This is a genomic window from Vibrio sp. OPT41, assembly GCF_015163595.1.
Taxonomy (GTDB): Bacteria; Pseudomonadota; Gammaproteobacteria; order Enterobacterales; family Vibrionaceae; genus Vibrio; species Vibrio alginolyticus.
Genome location: NZ_JADDYH010000067.1, coordinates 93,594 through 107,219, shown reverse-complemented (window position 1 = coordinate 107,219; position 13,626 = coordinate 93,594). Strand labels below are relative to the sequence as shown.

The window sequence follows — 13,626 nt, the reverse complement described above, 5'->3', positions numbered from 1 at the left end:
TCATGCGTTATTCATTCATTACTGCTTTAGTGTTGTCGGCTTTTTCTTTGTCAGCCAATGCAGAAACCAGTGAGCACATCATAGGTACAAACATTGGCTATGGCGATGTGAACTACGATGCTCCGACAAGCAAAGAATCAGGCGACATGTTCTTAGGTGAAATATATTACCGCTACATGCCAACACATAACTTTGGTATCGAAGCAGGTTATAAAGGCGCGTTTGACGGTATCGGCTCGATACTCGTGAGTCCGATTTCAGAAGTCACCGATACGAGCTTCTCCGGACCTCGCTTGAGTGGCTATGCTAGCTATCCTCTGGGTTCAGGTTTCGAACTGTACGGCAAGGCAGGTGTCACTCTCTACACTCTCGAATACACTTATAAAGTGAACGGTCAGAGCAAGAACATCGAACACTCAAGTGTCGGAGGTGAAGCGGCTGGCGGTATCGGCTGGAGCTATAAACACTTTGGTTTGAATGCAGAATATGTGTACTCAAAAAACAGCGATTTTGACTCTAGCGGCGTGATGTTTGGTGCGCAACTGCGTTTTTAAACAAGGCTTACAAGTTAATACAAAAGGCAGCGAGAGGCTCATTCGCTGCCTTTTTTCGTGAATATAGGTCAATACGCAAGCGCGAGAATGATCCCCGCCACGATAGAAGTAACGCCAAGCCCTCGGGTGAGATACCATTTCTCAGACAGAAACCAAATCCCCATAAACAATCCAAACACAATGCTGATTTGCCTTAGTGCCACCACCAAACTCACGTTGTCTGTCATGGTCATCGCAAACAGCACCAAGCCGTAGGTGGATGCCATCATTACCCCTGCCATGCTGGCTGTTTTGCGGATCTGCCACGCAGTCTTAATCTCATCTGGCTTGCCTGTAACCAAGCACCACACAAGGGCAGGAATACCAATTGCCCAAAACTGCACGCCCAAATAGAAGATTGCACTGTACTGATCATTCAAGATCTCTGGCGCTTGCCCTGTGAGTAAACTCAGCGCTTCTTTATCAACCACGGAGTAACCCGTTGTGCCTATTGCGGCAATTAATGCCCAGAACACACCGACATTCAAATAAGAGCTCAGCGTCATCTGACGAAAGTTCGTCAGTGGTACCAGCATACAACCAAGGGTTATCAGCAAGAATCCAAGCCACTGCTGACTGGATAATTCATGCCCCAATGCCACACTGATTGCGCCAACCATCATCACAGGCAGTGCCCGAGCAATCGGATAAACCACGCCCACGTCTGCGTGCTTATAAGCGACAATCAAGCCGACCAGATAGACCATTTGTGAAATGCCGCTAATGAACAGCAATCCCCAAAATTCACTCGGTAATGATGTCCAGCCAATGGTCGCCAAATACCAAATCAAATAAGGGGTAAGAATGGCACAGGCAGAAAAGCTGGCGGCCATGGTAAACGCGAGTCCAGAGCCTGAGTTGCTTTTACCAAGAATATTCCAACCCGCATGGAGAACAGCAGAAAAAACGACGAGACCAATCGCCAACAAATCCATTTCAATGTTCCTGTTTGAATAAAATAAAGGCCCCGATATGGAGCCTTAGATGATGAGAAAATCCACTTAGCGATTGAGTTCCGCCAGAGATTCAATGCTGATGGCATCGTGTCGCCAATACTCGATATCGCAATCAATCAATTCACCGTGCTGATTGTAGTTGATGCGCTCCACTACCATCGCTGGCGTACCGGCTGTCGCGCGCAATGCTTGAGCCATTTCACCCAACAAAGTGCTGGTTGAAATGCGGTAGCGAATCTTTTGATATGTAACGCCATAATGATCGCGATAAATGTCCGTCAGCGAATTTGATAAATCGTAGTCCAACAGGTTCGGAAACAGCTCTGGGCGAATGTAGTTTGTTACGAATACCACAGGTCTATCTTCAAGGTATCGCACACGGTCGACTCGATACACATCCGAGAAAGGCTGCAAGTCCAGCAAACGCGCCGCTTGTTTGTTTGCCAACGTCCCTTTTGCTGCAACCAACTCCGTTTTTGGCACACGATTTTGCGCTTTCGCCATGTTCGGGAAGTTTAGCGTTTGGGTTGGGTCGTAACGCAATGGCTCGGGTGAGATAAACCAACCTCGGCGATCTTCGCGATAGATTCGACCTTCTGCTTCTAGCAGTGATAAAGCTTCACGCAAAGTAACGCGTGTAGTATCGAACGACTCCGCCAACTTACGCTCTGCTGGCAGTTTTTGACGCGGCGATAGCATGCCCGCTTCAATCTGTTCAACAATCGAATCTTTAATTTTTACGTATTGCACGAAGTGTCCTTATCTTTTGCGCCAAGCTTGTGTGCGATTTTCTAACAATTTACCCAAAGTCATCTGAACAATCTTCGCAATTGCGGCAGCAATCATGATCATCACAGCCATAGCTGCTGCAGCGCCAGTTTGACCTGCATCGTCCATATTCAGAATCGAGACCGAAGCCGGAATCGTATCGGTTGAGTAAAGGAATACTACCGCAGAAGTGGTGGTCAATGCATTAACAAACAAGTAAGTCGCAATGTCCAAAATCGCAGGTAAACACACAGGTAATGTCACTTTAAAGAACAACTTGTATTGAGGAAGCTTCACCGATGCCGCCGTGGCTTCAATCTCCGATGGCAACTGCTTTAGAGCTGTCAGGGCGGTCATGTGACCTACTGTGTAGTAATGCACTACCGTGTTAATTACCAAGAATGCCATGGTGCCATAAAGTACGTTCAAAGGATTGTTCGCATCGTTGAAGTAAAAGATGTAGCCCAAGCCAAGCACCATACCCGGAACCGCCATCGGCACCACGCTGAGCATTTGCATCACTTGGCGAATTGGACCAAACGCGCGCCCTTTCTCAATGCAGTAAGCACCAACAAAGATGATGGCTGTACCAATAACTGCCGTCCAACCTGCCAGCGTTAGCGAGTTGAAGAATGGGCTCCAACCGTAAGTGCTCATTTCGGCAAAGTTGTAGTTGTTTAGCGTCAGCGCTTTGTTCCAAGGCCAGAATGTAACTAACGAGCCATACACCGCCATGCCTAGCACTGCCAACACTGCGATAGAAATGATGCTGCAGTAAACCAAACAAATGCTGTCGCGCGCTTTGTTAGGTTCTGGCTGATAAGGCACCGAGCGTGTGTCGAATAAGCTCTTTTGCTTTTTCTGTACCCAGCGGTCTGCGCCGAACGCCATTACCGCAGGGAATAACAACATAATGCTAGTCACCGCACCCATGGCAAAGTTTTGCTGTCCCACGACTTGCTTGAAGATGTCAGTCGCCAGAACGTTGTAGCTGCCCCCAATCACTTTCGGCACACCAAAGTCCGTGATAACCAATGTAAAAACCACAATAAGCGTACTGATCAAACCGTATTTCGCCGCAGGTAACGTCACCATAAAGAAGGTTTTGATGGGTGAAGTTTTAAGTGCGCGCGCTGCTTCATACAAACGGGCATCTGAAGTACGCAGCGAAGTGGTTAAGATCATTAATGCATGAGGGAAGGTCCAGAAAATCAAACCCATCGAGATACCAATCACGCCGTAAACCGAGTTTCCTAACAGCATCTCTTTGGCAATGCCTTGATTACCGAAAAGGAAGATCAAACTGATCGCCGGCAACAACGAAGGCGCGAGAATCGGCGCAGTACCTAGGATTTGGAACAAACCTTTAAACGGCATACATGAACGAGTCAGCGCGTAGGCATAACCGAATGCAAGCACACCCACTACCGAGGTGACAATCACGCCCAAAGTGAAGGTGTTGCCCACCGACACCCACAAGCTTGAAGAGGAAAAGTACGTCGCAAAGTTTGCCAGACCGACAAATTCGCCATTGGCATTTTGCACACTCTTGGTCAACATTGCCCAAAGCGGCATTAAGATGAACAGCACCATTATGGTCGACAAGCCAGCGAGCAAACCAAACAACACAAGGTTGTCGCGGCTAACACGTCCGAGTAAAGATTTTGCTTTGTCTTGTGTGGTCAAGCTATTCATCGTCATTGTCTTCACATCCATGTTTACACCTACGCTGCTAGCGCTTTATCAACCGAGGGCACGGCGTAACCATGCAGCCCTTCTTCAGCAAACTGGATGTAACGTACATCGCCCGCCTTGATATTGAGTTTTTGAACCGTTTCCACAGGCACATCCACGACGATGGTTTTCGTTGAGCTGTCGTTTTGCAATACGCAATCAATGCGGAAAAACGCCCCCAGAAACTCGGTTGCGGTAACTCGCACAGGTAAAGAGTTGGTGTAGTTTTCAACGAACTTGATGCTTTCAGGACGCACCGCAAGGTCGAAGCGGTCACCACGTTGGATCTTACGATTGGTCAAGCTTGGCGCTGGCATTAGGGTTTCTGCAATGCGTACTTGGGAGTCCGTTGCTACTGAGGTTTCAATAAAGTTCATGCTGCCGACAAACTCAGCGACAAAGCGCGTTGCTGGTTGTTGGTAGATCTCTTGAGGTGTACCGACTTGCTCAATCACGCCATGGTTCATCACCACAATGCGATCCGCCATCGACAATGCTTCGTCCTGATCGTGCGTAACCATGATGGTGGTGATGCCCAGCTTACGTTGCAGCTTACAAATCTCGTCACGTAAGTGAACACGTACTTTTGCATCTAGCGCCGATAATGGCTCATCAAGCAGCAGTAGACCCGGAGACAAAGCTAATGCACGAGCCAAAGCAACACGCTGCTGCTGGCCACCAGAAAGTTGGTTAGGGAATTTCTCGCCGGAGGTTGGAAGACCAATGGTTTCTAACCAATAATCCACCTTCTCTAACGCTTCTTTGGTCGACATGCCTTGGTTCTTCAAACCCACTGCAATGTTCTCTTGCACAGTTAGGTTCGGAAACAGCGCGTAAGATTGGAATACGATGCCGAAATCGCGCTTCTCTGGTGGTAGGAATGTGGTCTCTTGACCGTTTTGAAAAATCGCACCAGACGTTGGCAAGTCTAAACCTGCAATGGCACGTAGCAGAGTGGTTTTACCGCAGCCAGAAGGACCAAGAAAACAAACAAACTCGCCCTTTTCAATCGCTAGCGAGATTTTCTTTAATGCAGTGAACTGTCCGAATTGCTTCACTACATTTTCAATATTTAGGTAATGTTGGTTAGTTGACATAACACATGCTCCAAATGGTATATACCAACTTTAGTTTTGGAGTGTTACGTTCCAATGACAAATTTATAGCCAGAAGATGACAAATAGATGAAGAGAAGCGAAGTTTGTTTACGTGACAATTAGAGATTCCCGACTCGCTCCTTCGTCACTCTCGAGAATGACGTGGTGAGTGTGGATTATAAATTCTGAATCACACGTATTGCCTAGAATTACGAGCTTTGACTTACACTCCATATGCTTAATATCGTCATTCCGGACGAGCCTAAGCGAGCCATCCGGAATTTCTTACAAGCACTATTTTCTGAGATTCCCGACTCACTCCTCCGTCGCTCTCGAGAATGACGTTGTGAGTGCGGATAGAAGCTCCCAACTTTCTTAAGTCCGTCATTCCAGCGAACCTAGGTGAGACTAGGAATCTACTTTCAGCAAACTCTGAAATAACAGAGAAAACAAAAAATCCACCTCAACCGAGGTGGATTTCAGTATTCCACTCAAAGCAAATTCGATTAAGACTTTGGTTCTGATTTCGCGTCGAACTTCTCAGACCATGCCGCTAGAATCTCTGCACGCTTGCTGCCCATTTGCGCGAAGTCCATCTTCGCCATGTTCTCTTGAACGTTCGGGAAGTTAGACACAGTCGCTTTCACTTCTTTATGTGCAACCACTGGGTACATTTCTACGTAAAGCTCGTTTGCTGCTTTAGAGATTGACCAGTCGACAACACGTTTCGCTGCATCAGACTCTTTTACTAGACCAACGGCTTCTGATTCCCAGCCGATGCCTTTTGGTGTGATCACCGCTAGTGGTGCACCTTGTGTTTTCAGCTTCGCGCCGCGGCTTGCCATCGAGATACCGATAGCCACTTCACCCATACCCGCTTGAACACATGGCTTAGAGCCAGAGTGCGTGTAGTGTGCAATGTTCTTGTCTAAGTCACGCATGTAATTCCATGCCTGATCTTCACCCATGTTTTGTAGCCAAGCAGAAACCTGCATGTAGCCAGTGCCTGAAGACGCTGGGTTCGGCATTGCAATGTGACCTTTGTAAACCGGCTTCGTTAGGTCTTCCCAAGACGTTGGTTTCGGTAGGTTAAGTTGTTTCGCTACCGCTTCGTTGAAACAAACTGCGTTAAAGAATGCATCGTTACCGAACCAAGCTTGGTTTGATTGAGGGTCGTTTAGGTTCGCGTGCAGCTCTTCCAAACCTTTTGGTGTGTAAGGCTTAAGAAGACCTTCATCTTTAAGCAGTGCCATTGACGAGCCAGCAAGACCCCAAACCACTTCCGCTTGAGGGTTGTTCTTCTCTGCCAGCAATTTCGCCGTCATGATACCAGTGGAATCGCGAACCCACTTAATCTTGATATCTGGGTTATCTTTCTCAAACGCAGACTTGTATTTCGCAAGAATGTCAGTTTCGAAAGCGGTGTAAACCGTGACTTCCTGTGCTGCCATTGCATTCGTAGCTAGCAGAGAGACAAGTGCAGCCAGCGATCCTTTCATCAAACGGTTTTCCATCATTTTCTCCAGTTAATTTGGCTAAGTTTTCATTTGGTCTGTACCAGTTGACGATATACACCCTACTGAGTCTTTGTGACGAAATCATGACCATTAAATGGCAGTTTTACGAAAATTTGCGATGAATAATCGTTCAATTGATCCGCCATTTTCTGGATATTAAAGTTTTATGAAATTGGACATTCGCCTATTTACTGCCCTTTTCTTCCTCGCTAGAGTGAACTCGAAATTTGGTGTAGACCAATTAGCCTATTCTGATGGAAATCGAGATGAAAAACGAATACCTACTACTGACTCCAGGTCCTCTATCTACTTCTGAAACAGTACGTGAAGCCATGCTAAAAGACTGGTGTACTTGGGATGATGAATACAACAAAGACATTGTAGAAGTGATCCGCACTAAGCTTGTAAAACTGGCGACGGAGCAAGACGGCTACACCAGCGTACTAATGCAAGGTAGCGGCACCGCATCAGTAGAAGCAACGATTGGCAGTGCCATTGGCAAAGATGGAAAATTGTTGGTTGTCGACAACGGTGCTTACGGTGCGCGTATCGCTCAGATCGCTGATTACCTAAATATTCCATGCCATGTAGTTTCCCCAGGCGAAACATCACAGCCACACTTGAACGAGGTGGAAACTGCATTGGCATCGGATCCTGCGATCACACACGTGGCGATTGTTCACTGTGAGACAACCACTGGCATGCTGAATCCAATTGAGGCATTTGCTTCTGCGGCAAAAGCACACGGTAAAGTCGTGATTCTCGATGCCATGTCGAGCTTTGGTGGCATTCCTATCGATATCGCAGAGCTAGGCATCGATTTTATGATCAGCTCTGCAAACAAATGTATTCAAGGCGTACCGGGTTTTGGCTTTGTGATTGCGAAACAAACTGAGCTAGAAAAGTGCCAAGGTCAGGCTCGTTCTTTGAGCCTTGATCTTTACGACCAGTGGCACTGCATGGAAGTGAACCACGGCAAATGGCGTTTTACGTCTCCAACGCACACGGTTCGCGCTTTCTATCAAGCATTATTAGAGCTGGAACAAGAAGGCGGCATTGAGGCTCGTCATAACCGCTACCAAACTAACCAGAAAACACTGGTTGCAGGTATGCGCTCTTTGGGGTTTGAACCGCTACTGAGTGATGACCTTCACTCGCCAATCATCACTTCTTTCTACTCTCCGACGCACAGTGATTACCAGTTCAAAGCGTTCTACACACGTTTGAAAGAGCAGGGCTTCGTGATCTATCCGGGTAAGGTATCGAACGCAGATTGCTTCCGCATCGGCAACATTGGTGAAGTTTACCCAGCAGATATCGAGCGCTTAATCGGTGCGATTGAAAAAGCAATGTACTGGCAAGTTGCGTAAAGCAGCCTTCTGATTGAGAGAGCGTTATGACTCAGAATATCAAACCGACCCATTTCCGCAGCGAAGGTGATGTCAACACGACACCAGCGCGCCAAGCTTGGAATGCATCGATGGACGACGAACGCACGCAAGCATTGTTGAAGCGTGATTCGGAGGTCTTTCTTCATCAAGCCATGTCAACGCCTTGCTTAGATACCTTGGAAGCAGCAGAAGGCATCTACATCCAAGATGCTACCGGTAAAAAGTACATGGACTTCCATGGCAATAACGTCCATCAGCTAGGCTACGGTCATCCGCATGTGATTAAACGTGTGCAAGAGCAAATTACCAAACTGCCGTTTTCACCACGTCGTTTTACCAATGAAACTGCGATTGAATGTGCCGAAAAACTCACCCAAATCTGTGGCGGCGAATTGAATCGCGTGCTGTTTGCTCCGGGTGGCACATCTGCGGTTGGCATGGCACTTAAACTAGCGCGCCACATCACGGGCAACTACAAGGTGGTGTCTCTGTGGGATTCCTTCCACGGCGCATCGTTGGATGCCATCTCAGTGGGCGGCGAAGCGTGTTTCCGCCAAGGTATGGGACCATTAATGGCAGGTGTTGAGCGAATCCCACCAGCCGTATCTTACCGTGGTGCTTTCCCAGTCGCGGACGGCAGCGATGTGCATTACGCCGATTACCTCGAATACGTGATTGAGAAAGAAGGTGGCGTGGGCGCGTTTATCGCAGAAGCAGTTCGTAATACCGACGTACAAGTGCCGAGTAAAGCCTATTGGAAACGCATCCGCGAAATCTGTGACAAACAAAATGTCATGCTGATCATCGACGACATCCCTAACGGCATGGGTCGCAGTGGTGAATGGTTTACCTACCAAGCCTACGACATCGAGCCAGATATGCTCTGCATCGGTAAAGGTTTGGGTGGTGGCTTAGTGCCTATCGCGGCCATGGTAACCAAAGACAAATACAACACCGCCGAGCAAATCTCCATGGGCCATTACACTCATGAGAAAAGCCCTATCGGTTGTGCTGCAGCACTGGCAACCATGGAAGCTATTGAGCAAGACGGCTTGCTAGATAAAGCCAAAGCTGACAGCCAGTTCATGCGTGAAAAGTTGCTAGAGATGAAAGCTAAGTACCCAGTGATTGGTGATGTGCGTGGCATCGGCATGTTATGGGGCATTGAACTGGTCACTGACCACGAAAGCAAAGCACGCGCGTATGACGAAGCGGAAGCTGTGCTGTACCAATGCCTCAACAACGGAGTGAGTTTCAAGGTATCGCAAGGTAACGTGATTCAACTCAGCCCACCGCTGATCATCACTCGCGAACAACTGACAGAAGCGTTGGCAATTTTCGAAGAAGCCATCGCCAAAGTGTGCAAAGACTTTAACTACTTTTAGGGTCGACTGACCTCAACAAAAACCAATTTATCCAGAGCGCGGTTCCAATGTGTAGGCAGCGCTCTGGCAAGCAAGAAAAAGGATTGAACATGAGCAACTCACCAATTCAAGCAGTGATCTTTGACTGGGCTGGCACTATCGTCGATTTCGGCTCTTTTGCGCCAACTAGCATCTTTGTGGAAGCATTCAAACAAGGCTTTGATTTTGAAATCGACCTTGAAGAAGCGCGCGAACCAATGGGTCTTGGCAAGTGGGATCACATCCAAGCAGTGGGTCGTATTCCTGCCGTTGATAAGCGCTGGAATGAGAAGTTTGGTCGCTCAATGACCAGCGAAGATATCGACGCTATCTACGCAGCATTCATGCCGCTACAAAAAGCAAAAGTGGCGGACCATGCAGACCCAATCCTTAATGCGATTGAAGTTGTGAACGGTCTGAAAGACAAAGGCATCAAGATCGGTTCTTGTTCTGGTTACCCCCGCGAAGTGATGGATGTGCTGATTCCTGTGGCTGCGGATTACGGCTACAAACCGGATTACGTAGTAGCAACGGATGACCTGTCGCAAGGTGGTCGCCCAGCACCATTTATGGCACTGAAAAACGTGATTGAGCTGAATGTTACCGACGTTAATGAGTGTATCAAAGTGGATGACGCCGCACCGGGCATCGATGAAGGTCATAACGCTGGTATGTGGACCGTTGGTTTGCTGCTTTCTGGTAACGAAGCAGGTCTAACTTTTGAAGAATACCAAGCCGCGGACGAAGCAACGCTTGATGCCGCTCGTGAAAAAGCGCGTGCAAAACTGCTCAAGAGCTCGCCGCACTACCTTATCGATACGATCGCTGACTTCCCAGAAGTGGTTGCAGATATCGAACGTCGCCTAGCAGCAGGTGAGCGTCCTTAGTCTTCATCTTCCACAAATAAATGAAACAAACGCCCCTTACGTGAGGGGCGCTTTTCTTTTTGGCACTATCTTAAGGAGGTTTGGCTTATTGAAGCGTAGTTCCGTTAGATAGCAGCTTCCTTGTCGGCTCTTGCTCGGTGTATTCGACCGCATCGTGAGCGGCGAGCTTATCGACTTCCGCCTGTTCACCCACCACAATCAACACATGTTGTTTCACCAGAGCGTCGACTACTTCAATGTTGTGCTGACGAAGAAGCGCTCTCACTTCGCTCTCTTTTCCTTCATGATACTTAACAAAGTAACGTGCAGGTTGCTGCTCGGCTTGATCTTGGCGTTCATCCACGAGAGGAAATCCTTGATTGTTTGCCAAGCTGCTTGAGCTCAGTCCGATTGCCAATAGTGCGGTAGCGCCTACCGCAGACAAAGAAAGTAAGGTCAACTTCTTCATAGCCACTCCTTATTGAAAGGTCAGAGTCCAACTGTTGATGGTGCCTGTGTCTCTTCTGGCACTGTCCACCGCTTTTAGTTCCCATGTACCTTGCGATTCAAAACCAGAAAAATCCGCTTGGAACGTGTTTTTTATATCGTTAGCGCTGCCGCCAGTATTATTGTGAAGTACAACTTCTCCACCAGTCGGTGACGTTAAAGTCACTCGTAGATCACCGATGTAAGTGTGGCTAATATCAACGTCAATACTTACTGTGCCTGAATCACCAGAGCGATCGACTTCTACTGCACTGATTGCGCCAGAAGATTTATTATCTGGAATCGCAACAGGGCTGGTATTTGAGAAGCTAGAGTCCGAAGAGCTACCACCATCAGGTCCATTACAGCCAGCGTCCAAGAACAGCTTCGCCGCTTCAGCATTAACTAGGCCGTGGCCCGTACGGTTGTCTCGACCAGCAACATCAATATCTGTTGCAGTTTTCACTAGGGCATTACGTACTTGCGCTGCGGTACAGGTTGGGTGGTAACTCCACACCAAGCCAGCTACGCCCGTTACGTGCGGTGTCGCCATTGATGTACCATTGTAGTACTCGTAATCTTCACCAGAGGTTGTTGCAACAGTAATTTCCTGACCAACATACCCCAACAGCTCTTGACCAAATGCACGATCAACCGTTACCGAAACCATACGATAAGCGTTGTTTGTGTCTACCAAGAATGGGTTTTGTAAACCAGGTAGTTCAGAGTTGCTGTATACGATTGCAGCTCGCGCACCCGCATTGTAACAAGCCTGAACCGCATCCACTTCAGGGTAGTTTCCTGAAGACTGGTTGCCAATGCGCTCAGTCAAACAAATTTTGCCCGACATATCACCACAGTTAAAGTTACCGCCAGATACATCACAGCTATCTAGCGTTGCCGTTACTGAACCCGCGATTGGATCCGGAACATACGAAGAACCGTTATTGATCAAACGATTGTGAGGAACAATCCCACGATCAAACTGACTTACACCATTCAAGGTAATATCAGAAAGTTTACCTTCACCTACCGTAACCGTTGATAAGATCGCCACACCCGGGCCTGAGATCTCAACTTGATTAGTAGATTGTGAGAACGCCGCATGATCATTTTGATTATCAACAGCCGCAACAGACATCACTGAGTCATAAGAAGCTGGATAGCTGTGCGCTGTATTGCCATCATTACCCGCAGCGGCGATCAATAGAACGCCTTGATCGTAAATATTTTGCAGTGCATTTTGCTCAGTTCGGCTTGATTGACTACCACCAAGGCTCATGTTCACAACGTTAGCACCATTATCGGCACAGGTCTGGATTGCTTTAACAAGCCCAGATGAGTAACCCCAACCCGATTCGTTAAATACTTTCACGATGTGCAAATTAACATTCTGGTTTGGCATCACACCCTTTACACCTTCGGTGTTGGCAATCGCAGCAATCGTACCCGCGACGTGAGTACCGTGGGCATTGTTGTTACCCGGATCACTCCATGATCCCGTACCACTATCGTTAGTACCAGCAACGCGGTTACCGCTTAGGTCGTTGTGCGAAATGTCGTACCCTGAATCGATAATACATACAGTGCGATTACCCGCATTGAAGTCAGCTAGCAGTTGAGCATTAACCGCTTCATATCCCCATGGGGTCGTTTCGCTGAGCAAATAGCGAGGTGGATCGACTTCCACGTATTCCACATCACTACGATTGCGAAGCGGCTCTAAGTCATCGCCATCCAATTCAACGCTGTAAATGGCGCGATTGCCTAGTTTTTCCACCTTACGTGCCTTCACCTGTTCTAGAACAGACTCCTGCGCGATTCGTGGCCCCCAGAATGAGTTACCACCCATTGAAGAACGGCTGACTGCATCTTCTTTGAATTTGACGATGTACTTCGTCGGTAACTTAGATTCATCAAATCCCATTGGTGGAGCCGCAAACGCTGACATCGAAGTGGTCAGTGCTATTGCTACGGCAGACAACGAAAATAAGCCTTGTTTTTTACTTGTTGTGTAGTGCATTTGCCCTATTCCTTATTTGAGCTAATTTTTATTCACTATATTCTCATGAAAAGTCATCATCATGATGTTTGCATGAGAGCTTCAGCTATAGTTTACAGAGCAAAAATGCCAAACAATTTGTTTCATGAATATACAAATTTGTACAAAAGATCATTCAATAAACACTTTAAGTTAACATTAAAAATCACCGACAAAACCTTATAAAGCAATTACTTAATTAACAAAAAGTGAATGTTAAATTAATGTTAGTGAGTAATTATTCTAAATATCACCCATTTAATCGATTGCTATGCTGAATGGATTTTTTGACCGTGGTGCCAAAACTGAAATATTGAATATTTAGTTGTTGACTGTCTTGAGCATTTACTCAGAATCAGAAGGTTTAGTGAGAAAAATTCTCATCTAAATACTGTTATAGCCGAGCGTATTCACGCATTCGGAACAATAACCATTACAAGAAGAGTGAATGATGAAAAAAACAATCACACTATTAACTGCATTACTTCCGCTTGCCTCCGCCATTGCAGAGGAGCCAACTTTATCACCAGCAATGGTTTCTGCGGCTGAAGTGGTTAGCGCGCAAGAAAATCAAACTTATACGTACGTTCGATGCTGGTATCGTACGAGCCACTCCAAGGACGATGCGGCTACCGATTGGAAATGGGCAAAAAACCAAGATGGTAGTGACTTCACTATCGATGGTTATTGGTGGAGCTCTGTTTCATTTAAAAACATGTTCTACACCAATACCTCACAAAACGTAATTCGCCAGCGTTGTGAGGAAACACTAGA

The 13,626-nt window shown here is 47.2% G+C and carries 11 protein-coding genes and 1 pseudogene; 5 read left to right on the top strand and 7 right to left on the bottom strand.

Annotated elements, in window-relative coordinates:
• The first annotated feature begins 2 nt into the window (after positions 1-2).
• Positions 3-554 carry an outer membrane beta-barrel protein gene (locus IQP38_RS22190; protein WP_005374044.1) on the top strand — a complete coding sequence of 184 codons (552 nt, stop codon included), beginning with the start codon at positions 3-5 and terminating at the stop codon, positions 552-554.
• A gap of 68 nt (positions 555-622) precedes the next feature.
• Here IQP38_RS22190 and IQP38_RS22185 read toward each other — a convergent pair whose 3' ends face one another.
• From IQP38_RS22185 to IQP38_RS22165, 5 genes are all read right to left on the bottom strand, one after another.
• Positions 623-1,528 carry an EamA family transporter gene (locus tag IQP38_RS22185; RefSeq protein ID WP_193838042.1) on the bottom strand — a complete coding sequence of 302 codons (906 nt, stop codon included), beginning with the start codon at positions 1,526-1,528 and terminating at the stop codon, positions 623-625.
• 66 nt (positions 1,529-1,594) lie between these two features.
• Entirely contained in the window at positions 1,595-2,299 is a 705-nt protein-coding gene (gene phnR / locus IQP38_RS22180) for a phosphonate utilization transcriptional regulator PhnR (protein WP_005442366.1), read from the bottom strand.
• A gap of 9 nt (positions 2,300-2,308) precedes the next feature.
• Positions 2,309-4,033 (bottom strand): putative 2-aminoethylphosphonate ABC transporter permease subunit, encoded by a 1,725-nt coding sequence (locus IQP38_RS22175; protein ID WP_054576179.1) that lies wholly within the window; start codon positions 4,031-4,033, stop codon positions 2,309-2,311.
• 8 nt (positions 4,034-4,041) lie between these two features.
• Entirely contained in the window at positions 4,042-5,148 is a 1,107-nt protein-coding gene (locus IQP38_RS22170; RefSeq protein ID WP_005432488.1) for a putative 2-aminoethylphosphonate ABC transporter ATP-binding protein, read from the bottom strand.
• A 506-nt stretch (positions 5,149-5,654) separates the two neighbouring features.
• Entirely contained in the window at positions 5,655-6,665 is a 1,011-nt protein-coding gene (locus tag IQP38_RS22165; RefSeq protein WP_053304642.1) for a putative 2-aminoethylphosphonate ABC transporter substrate-binding protein, read from the bottom strand.
• A 266-nt stretch (positions 6,666-6,931) separates the two neighbouring features.
• Between IQP38_RS22165 and phnW the strand changes: the two genes are divergently transcribed.
• The 3 genes from phnW to phnX all read left to right on the top strand — a co-directional run bounded on the left by phnW (position 6,932) and on the right by phnX (position 10,346).
• On the top strand, positions 6,932-8,035 hold the full coding sequence (gene phnW, locus IQP38_RS22160; RefSeq protein ID WP_005432490.1) for a 2-aminoethylphosphonate--pyruvate transaminase: 1,104 nt from the start codon (positions 6,932-6,934) through the stop codon (positions 8,033-8,035).
• Between the two features lie 26 nt (positions 8,036-8,061).
• A complete protein-coding gene (locus tag IQP38_RS22155; protein WP_017635089.1) occupies positions 8,062-9,441 on the top strand; it encodes an aspartate aminotransferase family protein in 1,380 nt (459 codons plus the stop codon).
• An 89-nt stretch (positions 9,442-9,530) separates the two neighbouring features.
• Positions 9,531-10,346, top strand: coding sequence for a phosphonoacetaldehyde hydrolase (gene phnX / locus IQP38_RS22150; protein ID WP_017635088.1), 816 nt, complete (start codon positions 9,531-9,533; stop codon positions 10,344-10,346).
• 85 nt (positions 10,347-10,431) lie between these two features.
• On the opposite strand, the gene IQP38_RS22145 is transcribed toward phnX, so the two are convergent.
• Both IQP38_RS22145 and IQP38_RS22140 read right to left on the bottom strand, forming a co-directional pair.
• Complete coding sequence (locus IQP38_RS22145; protein WP_193838041.1) at positions 10,432-10,794, bottom strand: ATPase; 363 nt, start codon at positions 10,792-10,794, stop codon at positions 10,432-10,434.
• 9 nt (positions 10,795-10,803) lie between these two features.
• Positions 10,804-12,834: a S8 family serine peptidase gene (locus IQP38_RS22140; protein ID WP_025768035.1), complete on the bottom strand. Its 2,031-nt coding sequence runs from the start codon at positions 12,832-12,834 to the stop codon at positions 10,804-10,806.
• A gap of 466 nt (positions 12,835-13,300) precedes the next feature.
• On the opposite strand from IQP38_RS22140, the pseudogene IQP38_RS26725 reads away from it, so the two are divergent.
• Positions 13,301-13,626: pseudogene (locus IQP38_RS26725) on the top strand (thermolabile hemolysin); the annotation flags it as partial.

Bases quoted from the DNA above. Each gene is read 5' to 3' on its own strand.
- IQP38_RS22190 (WP_005374044.1), top strand. From the start codon at position 3: ATGCGTTATTCATTCATTACTGCTTTAGTGTTGTCGGCTTTTTCTTTG.
- IQP38_RS22185 (WP_193838042.1), bottom strand. From the start codon at position 1,528: ATGGATTTGTTGGCGATTGGTCTCGTCGTTTTTTCTGCTGTTCTCCAT.
- IQP38_RS22175 (WP_054576179.1), bottom strand. From the start codon at position 4,033: ATGGATGTGAAGACAATGACGATGAATAGCTTGACCACACAAGACAAA.
- IQP38_RS22170 (WP_005432488.1), bottom strand. From the start codon at position 5,148: ATGTCAACTAACCAACATTACCTAAATATTGAAAATGTAGTGAAGCAA.
- IQP38_RS22165 (WP_053304642.1), bottom strand. From the start codon at position 6,665: ATGATGGAAAACCGTTTGATGAAAGGATCGCTGGCTGCACTTGTCTCT.
- phnW (WP_005432490.1), top strand. From the start codon at position 6,932: ATGAAAAACGAATACCTACTACTGACTCCAGGTCCTCTATCTACTTCT.
- IQP38_RS22155 (WP_017635089.1), top strand. From the start codon at position 8,062: ATGACTCAGAATATCAAACCGACCCATTTCCGCAGCGAAGGTGATGTC.
- phnX (WP_017635088.1), top strand. From the start codon at position 9,531: ATGAGCAACTCACCAATTCAAGCAGTGATCTTTGACTGGGCTGGCACT.
- IQP38_RS22145 (WP_193838041.1), bottom strand. From the start codon at position 10,794: ATGAAGAAGTTGACCTTACTTTCTTTGTCTGCGGTAGGCGCTACCGCA.
- IQP38_RS22140 (WP_025768035.1), bottom strand. From the start codon at position 12,834: ATGCACTACACAACAAGTAAAAAACAAGGCTTATTTTCGTTGTCTGCC.